The organism is Nitrosomonas nitrosa, from assembly GCF_003051105.1.
Taxonomy (GTDB): domain Bacteria; phylum Pseudomonadota; class Gammaproteobacteria; order Burkholderiales; family Nitrosomonadaceae; genus Nitrosomonas; species Nitrosomonas nitrosa.
In genome coordinates this window covers 144,641-164,060 of record NZ_QAOO01000001.1, presented here as the reverse complement: position 1 = coordinate 164,060, position 19,420 = coordinate 144,641, and the positions used below count along the sequence as shown (strand labels likewise).

The following is a 19,420-nucleotide window of genomic DNA, read 5'->3' as shown; positions in this document are numbered from 1 at the left end:
CACCTAAAAAGTTCCAAATTTCAACCGCTTGGATGATTTCAGGTGGGGGGACATAATTTTTAGTATTGATTTTTTTTGTCTTTAGTTGCCCGATTTCTTGCCACGCGATGAACTCTTCAAAGGCTTTCCCAATTCATTTTTCTTATTCTGTTTTTCAATGCATTTTTGTGTGAATGCGTTTAGGGCTAGAGTTGCAAGTTCAATGTCATTGGCAATGAAAATATCGAATAGCTCAGAGCTGAAAGGCACTTCAACTTCTGGGTTGCCATCTGAAAGGAAGTGGGATTCATTCATCCCCGCCCAATTGAGGATTTGTTTTCTCGCCAAATCTTGGGGCGTTAGGTCGGTTTCAAGATTGGCTAGGATGAATTCTAGTGTGGGCAACTCGAAAGTAAACGTTATTCCTTGATGCTCAAGAGTAACTTCGCGTTCTTTCTGGATTCTTTGGATTAAAGATAAGCTCATGTTTTTCCTTATAAATTATGATGCGATCTAATTATTTATATGGATTTTTTGTTTGAAAAAATTTTAAAAAATCAAGGGTAAAAAATAAGTGGAGTTATAATTCTGCAAATTAATAAAGGAGAAAAATGAATACGACATATTATGTTTATGCGGTAAGTCATAAAGTAACGGGGAAATGGTATATCGGATCAAGGACTGCTAAGGGATCACATCCAGAAGAACTGTTTAGGCCGATAGAAAAATATATTGAAGGTAAAAGTAAAGGACATAGAAAGGGTTATTTCACTTCATCACGATTGGTAAGGAAAAATATAAAACTTGATGGGGGGATTAAAAACTTTAAGGTTGAGAGTGTAAAAATTTTTGACACTAAAGATAAAGCACTATTTTGTGAAGCATTACTTCATAAATTATTTGATATTGAAAATGATAAGGATTACTTGAATAAACACAATCAAGGTTCAAAATTTACTACTGCAGGAATAACTCCTTCTGCTGAGACACGAAAAAAAATGAGTTTGGCTAAAAAAGGAATGTCTGAAGAAACACGTAAAAAAATGAGTTTGGCTAGGAGAGGAAAAAAATCTCCACGGTATGGAAAGAAATTGTCTGAAGAGACCAAGAAAAAATTGAGTTTGGCTAGGAGAGGAAAATATGCTGGAGAAAATCATCCACGGTATGGAAAGAAATTGTCTGAACAGACCAAGAAAAAAATTAGTGAGACAAATAAAGGGAAGTATGCTGTAGAAAATCATCCACGGTACGGAAAGAAACATTCTGAAGAGACCAAGAGAAAAATGAGTTTGGCTAATAAAGGAGAAAATCATCCAAATTATGGAAAGAAACATTCTGAAGAGACCAAGAGAAAATTGAGTTTGGCTAGGAGAGGAATTCCTGATCGAATAATCACTTGCCCTCATTGCAATAAAACAGGAGGGGTTTCTAATATGAAACGGTATCATTTTGACAATTGCAAATTTAAACCAAGTAGAATATGAAAAAGGGGATTAAGTTTCCCTAATCCCCTCATAGTTAAGAATTAATCTTAATTAAAATTGATTTAAAGCTCGTACCAAAACTCCGGCGATTGTAAGGATATCCTTACTTCACCAGTGGCTACCTCGTTGGCACCCCCAGAAACCCCGCGGCCGCCAACAATATATCCATTTACTAACATGGCGGTATCATTCGGAAACTCAAATGCTACAGGGCGTAAAGTTCTAGTTTTAGCCGCTTTACGGATTTCAACAGTAGCCGGATCAAATGGATCGGTATAAACGCTCATGCTAACAACTGGCGCAGCATCAACTCCGAAGAGGGTAGTCTGCTGTTCGTCGTGAATGGTTAGAATTTGTTGCTCTTGTGGCGTCGGTTCTGCAAATTGTAGATTTGTTGCCGTTGTCATCGGGATCCATGTTGCAACCCTCGAAACATTACCAGAACTGACCCAATCATCCCATTTGCTAGAATCAATCTCAACGGTTACATTTGCTGCGGTTCGCGATTTGACTTTGGCAATCACATTTCTAGCTTGCGGACTACCAACAATTGTGGAGTCCAAAACTATAATATCGTCTGTCGTAAAATTATTCGTACACTCGATAACAGTGTTCGTATTTCCCTTCGTTATTCCAGTTATTGGTGCTGTATTGCTCAGCTCTGATCCTATTTTTGCTGCAACTCTAAGCATTAAAAATGCCATTTGTATTACTCCTTTATTATTTTTATTATTTTTTAACTTATTTAAATCTCTAAATCCGGCTCACTTGCCAATGAATGAAACGTCACGCTAAATAGCATAGTTGCATTGATTATCAATTGGTCAGCTTCATCGTTCTTGGAAATTTCACATTCAACGCAATAACTATTCCCATCCAATTTTGGGTGAGTGACAATTGCCTTTTCTACCTTATTCATTAAATCGTCGATGACATTGTCAACCCCTTCAAATCCCTTATGCTTCAATTCAACCGTTACAAAATAAGTTCTTCTTAATAACCCATTTATTGTTGCTGGTTCATTTTGAACTTTTGGAATTTCTAGGATGGCGCAAGGTAATTCATTCTCACTTACGTTCTTGAATCTGGAATAAAAGCATCTTATGCCAGCGTCAACAATTGCATCCTTGACAATCTTACTTAACTGAGTCCGTATGTTTTCCATTTTCTTTCTAGTAATAAAATAGTGATACCTGTTCCATCTGGTTGACTGTCTGCTATTTGGTAGGTATCACCATTTGGAAAAATCAATTCGGTTCCGTTCTCAAGTTCCAATAATTCCACATCGGAACTTTTAACGGTCAAGTTAGCCACTTGTGAACTTATACCATCTGCATCTACATATTGGTTGGAGAATATACCCCTAAGAGTTACTCCCCCAACCTCCACATCAACACCAAAATCGATGAAATATAGATTTAGATTTTCTAACATTAATCTTCGGTTAGCGTTACATCTGCAGGTGCTTGTTTCGTTTCCACCAAGTAGAAAGCATCGCCCACCGCATTGGCCATTGAAGCCACATCAACCCTAATACAGTCATATCCATTTTCATGGTCAAGATTGAACAATGGAACTTCAATAACATATTGAAGCAATTGGGTATTTGTGGTATTAGTCAAGAAATGATTATCACTTGCCGTTGCTGAAACTAATACTTCGGTATTAGCTACATCCTCGTTTTTGTAGTAACTGGTGAACGGCAATACTTTTTCACCAGCAGCTAAAACATTAGAAGATTGATAAAGTGCAACATTACCAGCGGTTACAGTACTCCCGTTTTTGATATTCAAAACAACCGATACTTTTTCAACGTTACGAAGGCTAATGTATTTACCGTCTCCGGCAGTACTCGTTAAGGCTGCAGGTGGGCAAGCGGAAATTACCTTGATTTTTTCTGACAATTTCATTATAGTTTAATCTCCCCTAATATTAGCTGCGTTCAGCGATAGTAACAAAAAACGATCTGGTGTTACCGTTTTTAGGTTGAACAGGGGCATCCAACAAAGGAGCACCATCCAATCTATAGGTCAATCTGAATGCATTGACACCTTGATCAAACCACAAATGAGCGGATTGTGCAGACTGTAAACCACCTTTGCTGATTGCATAGTAATATGACATATTAGCAAGAATGATATCACCTGCATCTCCAAGGGCTGAACAAGAATCACTAAGGATAATTGGGCGTCCTAATAGAGTACCTTGTGGGCTTATTTTAAAGTTGTCATGCCAAACTGCTCTATCACCAATCGTTAAAGTAACGATTTCACCGAATACTTCAGGATGCATAATCCAAACTAGATTCCCATTTTGAGTAATCAAACGGGACATCATTTTAGTTAGATTTTTTGCAACAACGGTATCGGCTGCTTGTGTTCCTTCTTTCGCAATAGCAATCGTTCCTGCGGATTGCAATATACCTACAGGTTTCACACCGCCACCAGTACCATTAATGACAGCATCATTAACGCTATAGGTAACTGCTCTACCCATTGCTTCACTGATATGTGTGCCCATTGCTGTACTATCTTCTAGCAATTCATCCGATGCGGGGCACAGTGCAACTAACTTGTTAACTTTAAGGTTAAGTTTACCTAAGTTAGCTTTAGATTGAGTTGCAGCAACACCTTCATCAGTCCAGGCGGCTGTCACACCTCCAAGATGAGGAAGATTTTTATCATATGAAAATGTCATTGAATTGCCACTAACTGGTACATTATGAGCTTCATTGATGAGTGATTGTTCATTTTGAGCAACCGTTGCAATCTGAGCTGCGAATTCCTCAGGGATAGCAAAACCACCATCCGCACCCGATGCAGTGTTAGCAAAGGTAGAAAGGGCATCACGTTTTAAATCACCGCTCAAAGGCAATCCACGGCTAAGGGTGAAAACTGCTTTAGTAAATTCAGTGAAATTTCTGAATCCACGTTTAGGATCATTTTCAATATTTTCAGTAACTTGGGCTGCATAGCCAAAGGATACTTGTGGTGTTGCTGATCTCATTTTGGATAGAATATCGGATTGAAATGAAGATATATCCGTTCCCGATTCGATTGCTTGAGTTGCCAAATTACGCACACCGTCAAGATGATTAAAGTCTTCAGCTAGTTTGTTGATTGCGGCTACTCGTTTTCTCTCGTTATTGATGAGGATGTTAATACCCTCATGATTTGATTCTGGATTTAATTCCATTTGTCTTTTTTCCTTATTGTTATTATTGTTATTATTTAATTCTGGTTTGGGCGAATCCTCCGACCTCCCAATTCCAACTTGTAAATCAGCCGGAACGCCGACGAATGAAACTTCGTATGGCATCCATGAAACTGACCTATAAGTATCAGCGGTTTCCTTTATAGCCTTTCTTACTATATAACCCACTGATACCGCTGGAAAAACAGAGCCTAAAATATTTCTCCAAATATTCTCAGACTTGTCATTTTTCCCAATTCTTATTTTTGCCCTACCTTTTCTTGACTCTGGATCTATCCAAGCATGGATGATCTCACCTACTAGATTGTCAACTGTTAAATCATGCTCAATAAATATTTTTCCCTGACTATTCAATCTGGATAAATCTACACTCTCGGGTGAGTGGTCTAAGATTTCGTAATAATCCCCCATCCAGACTGGGGATTCAGATGAAAATGACAATTCAATTTCTCTAATATCATCTTTTTCATCTGTAACTTCAAAATCTATAACATCCAGATTTCTAAAGTGTTTTTCTTCTTTTGTTATTATTGTTTTTTCGTCCATTTCTTGTTATTCTTATAATGGGGTAATTTATACCCTAATTATTTATATATTTGATTATATTACTATTCTTCCCCACCATCATCTGCGGGAATACTTACGTTTTCAATTTTTAATCCTAATTTTTCACACTCGTTAGCAAAGCGATTCAAATCTTGCAGTATATAATTCAAATCCATTCCTTGTTCAGCCGCAATATCATATGGGGAAGCTAATTTACTATTAAATAAAAGTATTTTAGCTTCAGCGTCTTTTTTAGGATCAACCCAACTCCATCTCCTACCCAAGAAAGCATGGCGCATAAATTTCTCTTTTTTGGCTATTGGTAATGATTTGCCATCTTCTAGTGTCAGTTTATTTTTCAGTAATGCGGATGTAATAAAATTATTGAATATTGGCTCCATCAACTGAGCGATAAAAACTTGTTGCAGCGTCATCCAGTGATCTCGTTCCTCCACAATGAAAGAACGTATTGAAGAATAAGAAACCCCATCAGCATCATTGCATAATAAGTTATATGATATGCCCAAACCTGATGCAATCCACCTTGAGATTGATCTTACGAAATCATTAAAATTTTGATGGGGGTAATCTGGATCGAAACTTTTAAAATCATATCCAGGAGGTAAAACTCCAAATTCACCAGCAACAGCCTGTTGAATGAATTCTCCACTTTCTTCATCTTCTTCTGCAAGGGGAGACAAATCACCTGTTGGGGTTGTATAAAATCCCATCTTGGATGCGCCAACAGCAGATGCCACCAATGCAAATTCAATATACTTTTTCAGTATATGAATTCTGGTCATTACCGCTGCCGCCCAAGGAATTCCCCTTACTTGCTCGGGGTATTCTTGTACATAGATGTGTGATATTTCACTTGCGGAAACTCTTATTGTTGGGGATGCTGGTAGGCATTTATCTTTATAAAGATGATATGCAATTGGTCGTCCCCATGAGTCTATTTCCACACCAGATAAAATAGCATTTTGATTATTGTGGGCTTCTCTATCTATAAAGGCTAATCGATTAGCCGATATCAACTGAACTTGATACCCATAAGTTGATTCATTAAATATATGACGAATTAATACTTCACCATCTCGGGCAACTGACCTTACCACTAATCTTGATAGTTCAGGTAATGACAATCTGCCTGTTACCTCGGGCTTGCTTGACCATTTATCAAAATGGGATTCAATGGCATCATTTGCAATATGGTCTATCCCAACACTATCTTTTACTTTACTCTGAAGCTGAAACCCTTGGCTGCCAACAACATTACGTTCTACTGTATCTAGCCATTTTTTAATTAATGGATCATTTTGGGCTAGGTCGTTTGACCTCGATCTTAAAGTTAGTAAATCGCATTTGATGTCGTCATTTATTGATGTAACCAATGCAGACCAGGAAGCGGTTAATCGATTCAGCCTTGCAGCATCAAACGCCCTTTTATTCTTTTTGGGCGGATTTGATGGAAGTGTTACCACATTATCATTATTCAAATTTTCATTATTTTCATTTTCAACTGTGGTTTCTAGTTTTCTTTTTTTTGCCATATCTTAAAGATAAGTTAGGATTCTTTTGGGCGTGGATTTACCAGCTTGTTTTCTCGTATCTAAATCAGCATGATACTTTACCCAGTTATAGAATTTAATGAATTCATCATAGCTTTTAAAACTCATGCGTCGATCATTAATAGTATAGTCTTGAGTAAAAGCCTGTGCACCATGATTGAGCATCGCTTCATCAAGCTTGATTAGCAATTGCTGATAAGTGGTTAATTCTTCCGCCATATTCTTTTATTATTGTTTTGTTATCAATTATTTATATGTTATTTTTAGTAATTAAAACCCCAATGATCCCATGAATCCCCCACGCCTTACCCTTGGAGTTTTTCTTACTTTAGGCTTAGGTAAAATTTCTTCAACTTCTATTTCTTCAATTTCTTCAACTTTTTCATCTATGACTTCAGCATCAACAACTTCATCTAATCCCATTTTTAATCTAGCTCGCTCAAACTCATGATCACTTAGCCTATCTAGTTGCAAATAGTAGGCTGCAGCCAAATTATAAACGCATAAGTCAAGCGGCTCGTTAGCTGCCTTGGGGTCTTTTTTAACCCAAGTGAATGTTTTTCTTCCCCTATGCATCCTCATTTCTCTATATTCAGCAACTACTCCTTCAAAAAATTCAACTGGTAAATGCCTCGAAAAATGAATGACACCATACCCTTTTTTATTGGCTAATCGGGAATAGATAAAATCTTTGGCTAAATTTGGAGAAATTAAAATTAATCTCAAACCTTTCTTGGCAAATCTACCGTTGTAATTTATGTCCACCATAGTGGATTTTTGAATGATTGAACTTCCTTGACTAGATGCACCTTTAATTGCATATATATGGTGGGCCTTATTTCTACGGCAAAAATCATAAACGTCTTGTGTATAGTGACCGCCTGAATCGATGAATGTGCAGGATATTTTCAGGCTCTTACCGGATGCATGAGGAATCGATCTCAAAAGGTACTCTTTCAACCTTGATTGTGTAGTGGAGTCGGCTGGTGATCCGTGGATAATATGATAGTCAACTACATAAGATTCTAGATTTTTCGACCATCCAACAATTGAAACTTCAAACCTATTATCTTGTGTATCAACAGATGCAGTAACGAATGTGGCTTCATTGGGGACTATGCCTAGTGGATAATCTTCTGATCTATCAATTAGGGCTTGACTTGATAAGGTATCGGCTGCTTGATGCCATGGGCGAGCCAATCTTGTGTTATAGAAAACCTGCATTAAGGTATAATCGGCTTTAGTGTCGATCAATACTTTAGCGTTAAGCCATTCATTATAAAGTGCTGTCCATGGAAAACCGCCATATGGCTGAAACATCGAAGATAAATGAAAGCTCTCTGTTTCCCCATCGTTCGATTTCGGATCTGACCATAGACCGTTTTTAAACATTAGGGGCTTGTCATGCTCATAATGTAAACCGCCACATGATGAACAGGGATAGAACGCCTCCCCTTTTTCATCAATCTTCAAATTTTCAAAAATCAATTCTTGTTGATATTGACAGTGAACACATTCTGCTAGGGCTACTCTTTGCGTTCCTTGATAATAAAGTTCGGAAATTTTGCATTCGTCCTTAACGGTCGGGCTTGAAAAATAATAACTTTTTGCATCTCTAAATGTCGTCTGCCTCCCCTCCACCAACTTGATTATATTGCCCTCATCCCCAACATTATCGATATATCTTGACACTTCATCACATATCGCATACTTAGCAGGCAACTCTGAAAGGTTAGAAGCTGAACCTGATGAACCTAGGAATAAGCCTCCCCCTTGAAAATTTTTAATGCTTGCGTTATTGATTTCGGTTTTACTATTTGGAGAAACAAATAAATCTTTAATTCTTGGGGTAGCTGCAATTACTTTATTGATTCTGTTGATGATTCTTTTATGTAACGTTCCAGTTGGCTGCAACATCAATATGTTAGATGGGTGTTGAGCTACGATATAACATAACCAATTCAGGGATAATTGTGTTTTCCAAACTTGGGATGCAGCCATTACAACTACTCTTCTGGTGGGGGATGAAACATCTAAATGTCGCATTACATCCCTTACATGGGGCGTATAGGATGAATTGTATTTTCCATGATGAGCTGCCCCTGTCGATTTTGGAATGATGCAATGCGTATCGCAAAATTCCTGAAAGTTTAAATCTGGATCGGGTGAAATTCCATCCACTAAAGCGTTTATGGCGGATTGATATCCATCATATATAACTAGCGGTGGTGGAATATTTTTTAGTCGTGTTAGTAGCTTCAAATTTTAGCCTCTAACTCTTCCACAAATTCCCTTAATTGTTCCTCAATGGATTTTTTTAAAATTTTAGTTATTTCTTGGGCGTTGGAATTATTGGATAATTCTGGGGCTAGCTTGACGGATAATGCCAGTAATCTATCTCGTAAAGTTCTTGATGCCTCAAAAATGGCCTTAGCTGTTTCCTCCCTGACTATTAAATGTTTAGTTGCGAGTGATAGTTCAATCTCAGCCATTTGAGCTAATGCGGCTTCCTTCTTTGCCTTGGCTATGATTAGCTCATCCATTGCATTGTATGCTTCTACGTCATTGTCATTTATTACTCTTGGTATTCTTTTAGTGGAATCAGCCATATAATTTTTATTGTTGATGTGATTTACAATTGTCGAAGTGCCAACGTTGCATATTAGAAACTCCACCAGTTTTATTACAATGTGGGCAAGTTATAATTTGCTGCGGTTTTCCTTTATGAGACTCACTCATTTTTTTTCTGGTTTCATCGGACATATTTTTCTTTGCCAAACTCATTTTTCTTCGTGTTTCATCGGAAAGTTGTTTTCCTTTATGAGACTCACTAATTTTTCTTCGTGTTTCATCGGAAAGTTTTTTCCCTTTCTGAGACTCACTAATTTTTCTTCGGGTTTCATCTGAATGTTTCTTTCCATACAATGGATGATTTTCTCCAACAAACTTTCCCTTATGAGAATCCCTCATTTTCTTACGTGTTTCTTCAGAATGCGTTCTTCCTACATGATTGAACTTTTCACCCGCATTTATTTGATTTAAATATTCATTATCGTTCTTCAAGTCAAATAATCGATGAAGTAAAGCTTCACACAACAATACTTTTTCTTTAGTGTCAAAAATTTTTACACTTTCAACTTTAAAGTTTTTTATTCCACCATCTAACTTTATAAGCCGTTTAACATATTTTGATGAAGTGAAATATCCCTTTCTATACCCTTTACTTTTCCCTTCAATATATTTTTCTCTCGTTCTGAATAATTCTTCTGGGTGACATCCATTTGCAATTCTTGACCCGATGTACCATTTCCCCGTTACTTTATGGCTTATAGCGTATACATAATATGTCGTTTTCATTTCTTCATCTGTTATTTAAAAAAATAATATAACTTAGTTTTTCTTTTTCACCCTTGAATTTTTAAGGTATTTTTACTCAAAACTCTTTTTGAATAATGTTCCAATCTAGATAAAAAATTTATTTTGATGGCTTCTACAGCAGTATCCATGACTCTTCTTGCTTTCATCATCGCGGGTATATTGATAGTCGACACAGCTTTTATTTTTTCACTGTGTTTAGTTTGCCCCCTGCGACTTGCCATATACTGACCCTTAATTCTTTTAAATACAGTCCTACCTTTATTACCAATGAACACACGTTTTCCCATTGGCCTAACACCGCCACTTCTTTTTATTTTGACATGCAACTGATTTTGTGTTCCTGCTTTTTTTCTTTTCCTTCCTTGAGCCAGTGAAACTTTTCTCTCTACAAATCGAATCATATTTAAACTTGGTCTTCGAGTTGTAGACGTAATACTGGCTTTCCACTTTATCCCACCATTTAAAATTGAAGATTTGGATGGTTCAACTCTTACTTTGAAAGTCTGTGCGATTTCTGGTCTTGACAAATTATAATTTTGGCCGATTGATCTGATGAGTTGCGTCTTGCCCACATTAGCCGCATCCTTTAATGCTGGTCGAATGATCTGTTCTTGGATCTTATCTGGCATCTTTTTTAAATCTTTGATCAAATCTGGAAATGAATTTTTGATGGAAATTTGCATTTTTATTATTCTTGTTTTTCAGTAACTCATTGATATTTATATGAAAAAGTTAATACCGGATTTTGATTTAGGAGCAAAATTTTGGGACTCTGAAGCACCGCAGGGGCCAAAATTTGCCATAGTACCTAAGACTCATTCTCATTTAGATTCTTAATTGAAATGGTAGTCCACCTTGATCCAACCTAGTCCCAACTCTATCCAACCTTGATCCACCTTGTCCACCTTATCCATTCATTATACAATTTCATATAATGTTTATTCTGGATAGGGCACTGGGGGAACGCTTGTATCCTCTCCTGTCACCGCTGGTTCCGGCTCAATCTCAACTAGAAAATATCGAATAGTTGCACCATTGAATATCAGCTCTACCTTATCCTGGTAATCAAGTGATTGGATATTGATTTCGTCAACATAATTCTGCAACTGGGCAACTAATAAATCTGCTGCCTCCCCTATTGCATATTTGATATTATCCTTGGTTAATCGATATTGCGATGAAGCCACATGGGGATAATACTCCTCCACTTCTTCACCTCGTGCAATCCTAAATCCTATCATTGCTTATCCTTCCCTTCCCTTAGCTTATCCAGGAGATACCTTAGTTTCTTCTTGTCCCTTGCTTGTTGGTAGATGATTATCAGGGTTGCTATTACATATATGATGATTAGATATTCCATTTCTTCTATCCTTCCTTATCCTTTAATCCCTTTAAGTGATCTCTAATAAAAATCATATCCTCACCCGTGGCACAACCAGATTTAACTCTTTCTTGCACCTGCTTAAATTGATGTCGGTACAATTCTTTTATCAATTCTTTAAATTCCTTTTCTTGTTCCACCTTCAACTCCACCCTTACCATATATTAATGTTGTGGTCATATATTTCCGCTTCCAAGTCATCCAGGATGTTGATGATTTCTTCCACTGTTAAATCTTCTAAATCTAGCCAATCGGTATCGACATGATCGTCGATTATTTCATCCACTAAGGATTGATTATTCTTTAAAAAATCATTGACTTGATCGTCAAATTGATTATTCTCTATTTTTGTCCTAATCGCTCTAAATGCATCCAAACTTATTACTTGCCCCATATCTTCTCCTACCAAAAAATAAAGACATATAGATATTTATATGAAAACGATTTTTAAGTGGAGAAGATGAAATGACTAATGAAGTTATTGAAATTAATGAAATAGAAATTAAAGGTAGGAAACAACCACCTTATATAAGGGATGAAGATGGGGTTTTATGGTGTCATGTGATGGAAGTAGCTGAATTGTTGGGTATCAGTAGAAACTCGGTGAAAAAAACTTGTGGAGTTTGGGTAGCCCAAAGGGATTTTAAGGTGAGGAAAAATTGGGGGAGTTATTATAAACACGATGATATCATTGATTTCATTGATGCTTACTTATCCCCAATGGTGGATGCAAAAGACAAATATACGATTACTGATTGGGTTAGGGCGGATGAAGGTATAACTCGAAAAATGGCTGGTTTAATAGTTGTTGAAGTTTTAGTTGAGGGTATAAAAAGGGGGGATGATGTTGTTAAAATGTTGATTGATGGTGTGGCTGTCATTGACAAAATAAGGGATCACAATATGAAATTCAAAGGGTGATTTAGGTGGTTGTTGGTGGTTGGGGGACTGGAATTAAATTAGTCCCCTTTTTATTTGTGGTTTTGGATGAGACGATATTTAATTTTTTTTGAAAAGCGTCTTGTTTACCTTGGGATTGCCTTGAGGATTGATCGGGAATTGAAATGGAATTGTGCCAAACAGAAAAAGCGAATAATGGGGTGGTTATATTACTTTAAAGGGTTAAATGTTTGTCCTGACCCTTTAAAGTAATATAAGTCTTTGATTATTAATGGGAAAAAAAAAACCGCTAATTTTTACCGACCTATTATATATATAAACCCCCCCTTTTTCGAGCGGTTTTTTTTTTCCCAAATTAAATCAATAACTTACGTTAATTGTTCCTTGATTGTTCCTTGATTGAACCTTGAGGAAATATAACCCCCCATTATTCGCTTTTCCGGTTTGGCACAATTCCATTTCAATTCTATTTCAATTCTAATTCAATTCCATTTCTACAGTTCCTTTCCCGTCCAATCCAACCATAGATAATCATCTATACATCATTAATGATCCATAAGAAAATTTAATGATTCGATCTAAAATCATAACCTATTGATTTTTCACTATATCATTTTTCTATATGAAAAAAAGTGATAAAGAATGCTTTCTATATAAGAAATTCTTCTAAGGAAAAATGAAAATAAAATATAAATAAAATATGAAGGAATAATATTTTATTTTTGAATCACAAATATTTTAAAAAAACAAGGGGTATTTTAAAAAAGTAACTTATACTTAAAGTATAAATAGATTTGTAAACGCTTAAAACATGGCTTGGATGATATACATTGGGGAATGTGAATGCATTAATAATTTCTCCTTTTAATTTTTAATGCGCCTCATCCAAGCCATTCCCCGATTAAGCGGTAAACTTTAAAAGGAATATTAATGGCACAAATAGAAAAAATGATTGATGAACACATTGACCGATTTAATCAAGAAAAATTAAAATCCACCCTAAACCCCTCCAGATTTACCAACAACCCATTATTTGATTTATGCCCTGAGAGTGTAACACCCAATGATACTCCATCTATCGTAACTGGATATGATCCGTCTCCGATGGGGTGTGGTAAAACAACTTTAACACTCCAAAAAATACAACACTTACACTATGCTCCTATCCTTGAGGATGAACCTTTTGACCCTAAAGTTTTATTAGTTGCGCCCACTTTAGAGCTTGCAATTGAGATTGAAAAGAAAGCTAAAAAATTAAAAATTCCAACGGCTGTTATTTTTAGCGATCATCAATATAATGGTGTGCCTGTTAAAAACGTTAGAACTACTTTAACCGAACTCATTAATAAAGGCACATTGCCAACCCTTACCGTAGTATCCACAATCCATTATTTCATGATGGATGAAGGTAGAAAGTCTTTTTTTACTCATACCTTTATCGACGATCTAAGCGATATCGATGATAGTGTTACATTTAATTTAACTTCCAATTTCCCCATTTTGAAAAAATATATTGAAGTGGTGGAAAGTGAAGAATACCCACTTGATTATAAAGCGATCTTTAAGCATTGCTCAAACTTAAGACATGATGATTATATTGAAGAGAATTTAAATGTTATGCACCAGGTATATAACTCTTTTGATTGGGTGGTGGATAGGGAAAAATGGGATGAACTGGAATGTCAAGACCTTGACGATAAAAAGAAATATAAATTAACCTTTCATCGTCAACCCAGAAAGACTATATTTGCCCCCAACACCACCATTCTACGCTCGGAATTCGATAAATCAAACGCATATATTAGAATGCGCCGATTGGGCTTTCATCTCCGAAAGATAAGAGTGACTGCTGAAAGTATCAACCCCCCAAAAAACGATATACCATTTACTATCTATATAGTACCTTTTTCTAAGGGTAACGCCCCGATTTCCAACAATTGGCTGGTTGCGCCTAATGAGACGACAGGCAAACCCCCGATTGAATACTTGAAAAAATGGATTTCGGAAAATATGGAAGGGGCGATTGTAACCATCCAAAGCAGTAATGAAAAATATCTACCCGATAACGTAGATAAAATTTCGATTAAAAACGCTGGCTTAAATTCGTATTCTGACCGGACTAAAATAGCTTGCGCCCATGCTTACCGTCATGATTTTGAGCATGAATATTTTTATCGAAAAAACGGGATTAGTCCATTGACCGCTATAGGTTTTCAAAGATTGGATGCTGACTTGCAAACCCTAGGCCGTTCTGCTCTTCGCAATTTACAACCTAATATGGAGTTATATTTATTTGTCCTAGATACTTATGCGGCTGAGGCTGTTAGGGCATATGTCGTCAACAATTACCCTAAAGGTAATGTGGTGATTCTTCATGATTTGACTGATTTTACTAGAAATTTACCAGAAGCTGAAACTGTCGATAATTTCGAGCAAAGATATAGGGATGGAACACTCCCCCATTTTTGTCATCAAAATTTGCAAAAATATTGGGACAAATCAGAAGCCTTCAGTTTCAAAATGCTGCGGGATATCAAAGCCCAGGCCAAGGATAAACAAGAACATAAAAAATATATTAAGGAAAAAGATAAAGAAAGGGATGACATTAGAAACCCTATATTGATTGAGGAATTAAAGCAAGCCAGAAGAGATAAAAAACTTGAAGAAATAAGGGAATTGAAAACAGACTATACCTTTCAAGGTTACGCTACAAAATTCGACACTGAAGGTATTGATATTCCTTATATACCTCATCATGGCCTATTTGAAACTTTTAAGGCTTTAACTGTGCAAGTCGAAAATAAAGACCATGCCCCTTCATTTTGTGCATTTAGTACCAGTGGAACGGGGAGGAAAAAGGAAGATATGATTTCCTCCACCTTCATTGTTTTGGATATCGACAATACTGAAGAAAATAAAGCTAATGGAGTGTTTATTCCAATCGATCCTTATTTAGATTACTTCAATAAAAACAAGCATGTAGGAGCAATATATACAACCCATTCTGGCGGTTTAAGAGTGATATTAAGCTTAAAAAATGGGCAACAAATGGATGCAGACTTATATCGTCAAGTAGCAAAAAAATATGCTGAAATGGTGCAAGCGGAATTTCCAGAATATAAAGTGGATTTGGCCTCATTGAATCCGTCCCAAATATATTATGCCCCATCCTATAAAATGGAAAATGTTAAGAAATTTAAACTTAAAAGAATTGGCCGGACTGATAGGGATGGGGGAATCGATATTGATCAATTCATAGCCGATGATTATGTGCCAGAAATTGAAGTTAAAAAATATAATCCAACACCAGTTAGAAATAACAACATTGGAATGATAGTAGATGAGTTAATGAGCGGAAAATATTCAGATTTATTTACCAAGGATGACACTGGACATAGTAATTTTTGGAAAACGGTTAGAGTGTTATTTTTGAATGGGTATACGCCTGAACGGATCCACTCCATGCATTGGTCTTTTGCGGGATTTGAAAGAAAGCTCCAAAAAATCAAAGAGATATGTAACCAAAATCATTTTGTTAGCGTTGGCTGGTTGGTCAATATAATGAAAAATAAAAATCCTAACTTGTTTAAACCTAAAAATAATGGGGGATAAATGATTGATTTTAAAATAGAAAATAATGAGAACTCTTTAGACGCGCTAGAATCGATTATTTTTAAATTGCTTGTAATAACATTACTGATTGAAAATATCGCCCCTAATCGTCTCTTAAAAGATCAAATAGAAAATGAGGAAAATTTAGGCGAGAATACAACCCCATATGTTTATTGTATAAGTCATAAAATAACTGGCAAGATGTATATAGGTTGTCGCACTAGGAAGGGTTGTCATCCTTCTGAGTTACTCAGGCCAAAAGAAAAATATATCAAGGGAAAAAGTAAAGGGATAAAATATGGCTATTGGTCAAGTTCAAAATTAGTAAAGGAACTAGTTAAATTAGATAAGGGTTATCATAATTTTAGGATAGAAGAAATAATACCATGGGAAAATACTAAACAAGCATTATTGTGTGAATCGTTATTACAAAAATTTTTTGACTTGGAAAATGACGAGGATTATCTCAACAAGAAAAATGAATATCATGATAAGAATAGATGGCCTGCAGGCCAAACAAAAGAAAATAAGAAAACTAAATCAAAAAACAAGAAATATAAATCTAAGTTTGCCTCTGAAGAAGAAAAGGTTATACATCAAAAAAGACTAAACAGAGAAAGAGTTAAAAAGTATAGAAGCAAAAGATATATAAGAAGCAATAAGCAACCTATATTAAATCAAACTACAACGAATATTAACCCTCGCTCAGTTTTTGTATCTGAAGCAGAAAGAATCGAACATCAAAAAAGATTAAGACAAGAAAGAAACAGAAGATATTATATAAACAAAAAACAAGCAGAAAAAACAAGTTATTGATTTTATTGATGAATTGGAGAATGAAACCGTGATTGGTGATATTAAGTTAGATATTGAAAATGAATATATTCATCTGGATGTTATTGATATTAAAGAAGAAAATAGCGGGAACTCTTTAGACGCGCTAGAATCAATTGAAAAAAATGGCCATACTAAACCATTGCCAGAAAAAAATAACGCCTTAAATCGAATCTCAAAAGGTCAAAATTTTAGGGATGAAAAATTAAATGAAAAATTACCACCAGATTTTAATCTTAAAGAGTTTTTAGCCTCGATTAAAGACGATGAAGGGGATAGTCATTCTATCCCCGAGAAATATAAACACCTTAAACATCAAGGTATTAATGGGGGGATTGAAGATCCATATGATCCTTTTGCAGTACCAGATGTTGGCATAGGAAAGGTAAGGGATTTACCGCAGAAAGAATATAATCCAAATGATAAAAAATTGTCATTGGCGGAATTGTTGGAGCATGAAGATTAAAATTTTATAAGGAGAAAAATGGAAGAATTAAGTCTAGATTACTTATTAACGGAATCCACCTTAACAGGTAAGCCGATTATGCAAATCATATTGGAGAAAAGAAATCAAGAAATAATTTTAAAAAATGAACAAGAAGAAATGAATCATAATTTGACAATTGAGGATAGGCGAGCAATGAGATTAGCAGGAGCTTGCGCCACTAAAACAATCGGATATAGTAAGTCATCTTTGTGCCATAGGGCAAAAATTAAAAATTAAATTTAATGAAAAAATCTTGCATATAAATAAATTTATAACAATAAAAATATATTCTTCTCCTTTTACCCGTACCCCTTCCCCCCCAACTGGAAGGGGTTTTTTATATGCAGCCAATCCGTAAAATTTGGCGACCATTAGCCGCCTTAACATATCTCGTCATAAATGTATTCGATTTCATAATTTTCCCAATCTTCTGGTCAATTCTTCAATTGAATAACTCGGGTGACATTACCCACCAGTGGCAACCTATAACCCTACATTCAGGTGGGCTATTTCATGTTGCTTTCGGGGCGATACTTGGGGCAACAGCTTACGGTAGAAGCCGCGAAAAAATAGCACAGATAGAACGCCCAAATCCTAATTACTCCCCCCATCAAGATTAATCCTCCATCCCCTCCCTTTTTCCTTTATATGCCATATAAATAATTAGGCAAATAAAGGAGAAGAAAAATGAAATTCAAAGCTTTGCCAAACCGAGAAAAACTAAAAGAATTATTAGATTACGATAAAGGAACAGGCGCTTTGACCTGGAAAGGAACGGGTGAAATCGCCACATATGAATTCAGCGATTATCAAGGTGACACCAGAAAAAATGTGGTTATCGATTCAATCGCCTACGCATCCACCAGAATCATATGGACATTGTTATTTGGGCCAATACCTCCTGATCACGTAGTTGATCATATCGACGGCGATACCGAAAACGAAAAACTTGACAATTTAAGATTAGTTTCAATTGGCGAAAATTTAAGGAATCAAAAGAAAAGAATAAACAATAAAACTGGCATTCCTGGAATAAGTATATACAAGGGAAAATTTCGAGTTGACATCTGCATAAGGGGCAAACAGCAATATATTGGCAGATTCGATGATTTAGAATCGGCCTTTAATGCAAGGTACGAGGCCGGAAAAAAACTAGGCTATACCGATCGACATTTATGCTTGGAAGAATTTGAAGAAATGATGAAGGTAGGGATGAATAAAACAATACCCCTTTGTTGATTTTTGGCAACAAAAAACATATAAATACTTGTACAGATTAACTATTTTTTAAAAAGCCATATATGTCAAAGTCATCTTATTTTGAATCAAAACTTCTCGGGTTAGTATTTCATGGAAATGCTATTCCACTAATTGCCGAAAACCATAACACGCCAACGGGCAATTTATACTTGTCACTCCATACTGCTTCAACAGGTGAAGGTGGAAATCAAACAGCCAATGAGGCTACCTATACCGGATATGCAAGGGTAGCAGTTACCCGAGATCCAACTGGTTGGAATATTTCGGGCAATGTAGCCTCCCCTGCTGTTGCAATTGAATTTGCAGAATGTCAAGCTGGAGGTGATACGATTACCCATGCTGCTATCGGTGATTTACCATCAGGTGCAGGTAACGTTCTGTTTCATGGGGCTTTATCTCCAAATTTAACTATTACAACTGGGGTTATCCCAAGAATCAAAACCACCTCAACTATTACAGAAGCATAATTTATGCTGCATAATCGTTGTCCCAAGTCTGCTAACGCTTACTCAAATGTCAATACTTTTTGGGCATGGGGGAGAAATAGCGATGGCAAATAGTGATCTATCCGCATTAAGTAACAGTCAATTTGATTTTGACACTGGGCTATTAACTCAATCATCATTTGATATTAATGGGGTAACAATATTTGACTTTGACGGTAGTGTATTTTTCCGCGCAACCCAAATTCCATCAAGTAGGGTTTATCCAATCGAATCTAGGTATTGGCACTATGGAGTGGAAAAAAGAGATTACATTTATCCAATAGAATAAT

General features: G+C 36.0%; 24 protein-coding genes. 9 read left to right on the top strand and 15 right to left on the bottom strand.

Annotated elements, in window-relative coordinates; genetic code table 11:
- Positions 1–81: 81 nt before the first annotated feature.
- Positions 82–465 carry a hypothetical protein gene (locus C8R30_RS00815; protein ID WP_107789297.1) on the bottom strand — a complete coding sequence of 128 codons (384 nt, stop codon included), beginning with the start codon at positions 463–465 and terminating at the stop codon, positions 82–84.
- A gap of 125 nt (positions 466–590) precedes the next feature.
- Here C8R30_RS00815 and C8R30_RS00810 point away from each other — a divergent pair, with 125 nt between their 5' ends.
- Complete coding sequence (locus tag C8R30_RS00810; RefSeq protein WP_107789296.1) at positions 591–1,463, top strand: NUMOD3 domain-containing DNA-binding protein; 873 nt, start codon at positions 591–593, stop codon at positions 1,461–1,463.
- A gap of 62 nt (positions 1,464–1,525) precedes the next feature.
- Here C8R30_RS00810 and C8R30_RS00805 read toward each other — a convergent pair whose 3' ends face one another.
- The 14 genes from C8R30_RS00805 to C8R30_RS00745 form a co-directional block, all read right to left on the bottom strand.
- On the bottom strand, positions 1,526–2,167 hold the full coding sequence (locus tag C8R30_RS00805; RefSeq protein WP_107789295.1) for a phage tail tube protein: 642 nt from the start codon (positions 2,165–2,167) through the stop codon (positions 1,526–1,528).
- Positions 2,168–2,208: 41 nt separating this feature from the next.
- Entirely contained in the window at positions 2,209–2,628 is a 420-nt protein-coding gene (locus C8R30_RS00800) for a hypothetical protein (protein ID WP_107789294.1), read from the bottom strand.
- Entirely contained in the window at positions 2,604–2,897 is a 294-nt protein-coding gene (locus tag C8R30_RS00795; protein WP_107789293.1) for a head-tail joining protein, read from the bottom strand. The genes C8R30_RS00800 and C8R30_RS00795 overlap by 25 nt, the downstream gene beginning before the upstream one ends.
- Complete coding sequence (locus C8R30_RS00790) at positions 2,897–3,373, bottom strand: hypothetical protein (protein ID WP_107789292.1); 477 nt, start codon at positions 3,371–3,373, stop codon at positions 2,897–2,899. The genes C8R30_RS00795 and C8R30_RS00790 overlap by 1 nt, the downstream gene beginning before the upstream one ends.
- 22 nt (positions 3,374–3,395) lie before the next feature.
- The gene (locus C8R30_RS00785; protein WP_107789291.1) at positions 3,396–5,222 is read right to left on the bottom strand and encodes a phage major capsid protein; all 1,827 of its coding nucleotides are present in this window, start codon (positions 5,220–5,222) and stop codon (positions 3,396–3,398) included.
- Positions 5,223–5,284: 62 nt separating this feature from the next.
- The gene (locus C8R30_RS00780) at positions 5,285–6,775 is read right to left on the bottom strand and encodes a phage portal protein (protein WP_107789290.1); all 1,491 of its coding nucleotides are present in this window, start codon (positions 6,773–6,775) and stop codon (positions 5,285–5,287) included.
- 3 nt (positions 6,776–6,778) lie between these two features.
- On the bottom strand, positions 6,779–7,012 hold the full coding sequence (locus C8R30_RS00775) for a hypothetical protein (RefSeq protein ID WP_107789289.1): 234 nt from the start codon (positions 7,010–7,012) through the stop codon (positions 6,779–6,781).
- A gap of 51 nt (positions 7,013–7,063) precedes the next feature.
- Positions 7,064–9,055, bottom strand: a complete 1,992-nt coding sequence (locus C8R30_RS00770; protein WP_107789288.1) for a phage terminase large subunit family protein — start codon at positions 9,053–9,055, stop codon at positions 7,064–7,066.
- On the bottom strand, positions 9,052–9,402 hold the full coding sequence (locus C8R30_RS00765; RefSeq protein ID WP_107789287.1) for a hypothetical protein: 351 nt from the start codon (positions 9,400–9,402) through the stop codon (positions 9,052–9,054). The genes C8R30_RS00770 and C8R30_RS00765 overlap by 4 nt, the downstream gene beginning before the upstream one ends.
- Positions 9,403–9,409: 7 nt before the next feature.
- On the bottom strand, positions 9,410–10,150 hold the full coding sequence (locus tag C8R30_RS00760; RefSeq protein WP_107789286.1) for an NUMOD3 domain-containing DNA-binding protein: 741 nt from the start codon (positions 10,148–10,150) through the stop codon (positions 9,410–9,412).
- Between the two features lie 47 nt (positions 10,151–10,197).
- A complete protein-coding gene (locus C8R30_RS00755) occupies positions 10,198–10,854 on the bottom strand; it encodes a hypothetical protein (RefSeq protein ID WP_107789285.1) in 657 nt (218 codons plus the stop codon).
- A gap of 255 nt (positions 10,855–11,109) precedes the next feature.
- Entirely contained in the window at positions 11,110–11,412 is a 303-nt protein-coding gene (locus C8R30_RS00750; RefSeq protein WP_107789284.1) for a hypothetical protein, read from the bottom strand.
- 124 nt (positions 11,413–11,536) lie between these two features.
- Positions 11,537–11,692, bottom strand: coding sequence for a hypothetical protein (locus tag C8R30_RS15765; RefSeq protein WP_181258673.1), 156 nt, complete (start codon positions 11,690–11,692; stop codon positions 11,537–11,539).
- 14 nt (positions 11,693–11,706) lie between these two features.
- Entirely contained in the window at positions 11,707–11,946 is a 240-nt protein-coding gene (locus tag C8R30_RS00745) for a hypothetical protein (protein WP_107789283.1), read from the bottom strand.
- 71 nt (positions 11,947–12,017) lie between these two features.
- On the opposite strand from C8R30_RS00745, the gene C8R30_RS00740 reads away from it, so the two are divergent.
- From C8R30_RS00740 to C8R30_RS15695, 8 genes are all read left to right on the top strand, one after another.
- Complete coding sequence (locus C8R30_RS00740; protein ID WP_107789282.1) at positions 12,018–12,473, top strand: MerR family transcriptional regulator; 456 nt, start codon at positions 12,018–12,020, stop codon at positions 12,471–12,473.
- Positions 12,474–13,382: 909 nt separating this feature from the next.
- Positions 13,383–16,064, top strand: coding sequence for a DEAD/DEAH box helicase family protein (locus tag C8R30_RS00735; RefSeq protein WP_107789281.1), 2,682 nt, complete (start codon positions 13,383–13,385; stop codon positions 16,062–16,064).
- Entirely contained in the window at positions 16,065–16,880 is an 816-nt protein-coding gene (locus C8R30_RS00730) for a hypothetical protein (RefSeq protein ID WP_107789280.1), read from the top strand.
- A 28-nt stretch (positions 16,881–16,908) separates the two neighbouring features.
- Positions 16,909–17,364 carry a hypothetical protein gene (locus C8R30_RS00725; RefSeq protein WP_146162663.1) on the top strand — a complete coding sequence of 152 codons (456 nt, stop codon included), beginning with the start codon at positions 16,909–16,911 and terminating at the stop codon, positions 17,362–17,364.
- Between the two features lie 18 nt (positions 17,365–17,382).
- A complete protein-coding gene (locus C8R30_RS00720; RefSeq protein WP_107789278.1) occupies positions 17,383–17,622 on the top strand; it encodes a hypothetical protein in 240 nt (79 codons plus the stop codon).
- 450 nt (positions 17,623–18,072) lie between these two features.
- A complete protein-coding gene (locus C8R30_RS00710) occupies positions 18,073–18,624 on the top strand; it encodes an HNH endonuclease (RefSeq protein WP_107789276.1) in 552 nt (183 codons plus the stop codon).
- Between the two features lie 62 nt (positions 18,625–18,686).
- On the top strand, positions 18,687–19,112 hold the full coding sequence (locus tag C8R30_RS00705) for a phage tail fiber protein (RefSeq protein ID WP_107789275.1): 426 nt from the start codon (positions 18,687–18,689) through the stop codon (positions 19,110–19,112).
- Positions 19,113–19,194: 82 nt separating this feature from the next.
- Positions 19,195–19,419 carry a hypothetical protein gene (locus C8R30_RS15695; protein ID WP_146162662.1) on the top strand — a complete coding sequence of 75 codons (225 nt, stop codon included), beginning with the start codon at positions 19,195–19,197 and terminating at the stop codon, positions 19,417–19,419.
- Position 19,420 lies beyond the last annotated feature (1 nt).

Coding starts and splice junctions, on each gene's coding strand:
- C8R30_RS00750 (WP_107789284.1), bottom strand. CDS start 11,412: ATGATAGGATTTAGGATTGCACGAGGTGAAGAAGTGGAGGAGTATTAT.
- C8R30_RS00745 (WP_107789283.1), bottom strand. CDS start 11,946: ATGGGGCAAGTAATAAGTTTGGATGCATTTAGAGCGATTAGGACAAAA.
- C8R30_RS00800 (WP_107789294.1), bottom strand. CDS start 2,628: ATGGAAAACATACGGACTCAGTTAAGTAAGATTGTCAAGGATGCAATT.
- C8R30_RS00805 (WP_107789295.1), bottom strand. CDS start 2,167: ATGGCATTTTTAATGCTTAGAGTTGCAGCAAAAATAGGATCAGAGCTG.
- C8R30_RS00790 (WP_107789292.1), bottom strand. CDS start 3,373: ATGAAATTGTCAGAAAAAATCAAGGTAATTTCCGCTTGCCCACCTGCA.
- C8R30_RS00795 (WP_107789293.1), bottom strand. CDS start 2,897: ATGTTAGAAAATCTAAATCTATATTTCATCGATTTTGGTGTTGATGTG.
- C8R30_RS00710 (WP_107789276.1), top strand. CDS start 18,073: ATGAAATTCAAAGCTTTGCCAAACCGAGAAAAACTAAAAGAATTATTA.
- C8R30_RS00755 (WP_107789285.1), bottom strand. CDS start 10,854: ATGCAAATTTCCATCAAAAATTCATTTCCAGATTTGATCAAAGATTTA.
- C8R30_RS00775 (WP_107789289.1), bottom strand. CDS start 7,012: ATGGCGGAAGAATTAACCACTTATCAGCAATTGCTAATCAAGCTTGAT.
- C8R30_RS00740 (WP_107789282.1), top strand. CDS start 12,018: ATGACTAATGAAGTTATTGAAATTAATGAAATAGAAATTAAAGGTAGG.
- C8R30_RS00785 (WP_107789291.1), bottom strand. CDS start 5,222: ATGGACGAAAAAACAATAATAACAAAAGAAGAAAAACACTTTAGAAAT.
- C8R30_RS00810 (WP_107789296.1), top strand. CDS start 591: ATGAATACGACATATTATGTTTATGCGGTAAGTCATAAAGTAACGGGG.
- C8R30_RS00780 (WP_107789290.1), bottom strand. CDS start 6,775: ATGGCAAAAAAAAGAAAACTAGAAACCACAGTTGAAAATGAAAATAAT.
- C8R30_RS00730 (WP_107789280.1), top strand. CDS start 16,065: ATGATTGATTTTAAAATAGAAAATAATGAGAACTCTTTAGACGCGCTA.
- C8R30_RS00735 (WP_107789281.1), top strand. CDS start 13,383: ATGGCACAAATAGAAAAAATGATTGATGAACACATTGACCGATTTAAT.
- C8R30_RS00760 (WP_107789286.1), bottom strand. CDS start 10,150: ATGAAAACGACATATTATGTATACGCTATAAGCCATAAAGTAACGGGG.
- C8R30_RS00705 (WP_107789275.1), top strand. CDS start 18,687: ATGTCAAAGTCATCTTATTTTGAATCAAAACTTCTCGGGTTAGTATTT.
- C8R30_RS15695 (WP_146162662.1), top strand. CDS start 19,195: ATGGCAAATAGTGATCTATCCGCATTAAGTAACAGTCAATTTGATTTT.
- C8R30_RS00765 (WP_107789287.1), bottom strand. CDS start 9,402: ATGGCTGATTCCACTAAAAGAATACCAAGAGTAATAAATGACAATGAC.
- C8R30_RS00720 (WP_107789278.1), top strand. CDS start 17,383: ATGGAAGAATTAAGTCTAGATTACTTATTAACGGAATCCACCTTAACA.
- C8R30_RS00815 (WP_107789297.1), bottom strand. CDS start 465: ATGAGCTTATCTTTAATCCAAAGAATCCAGAAAGAACGCGAAGTTACT.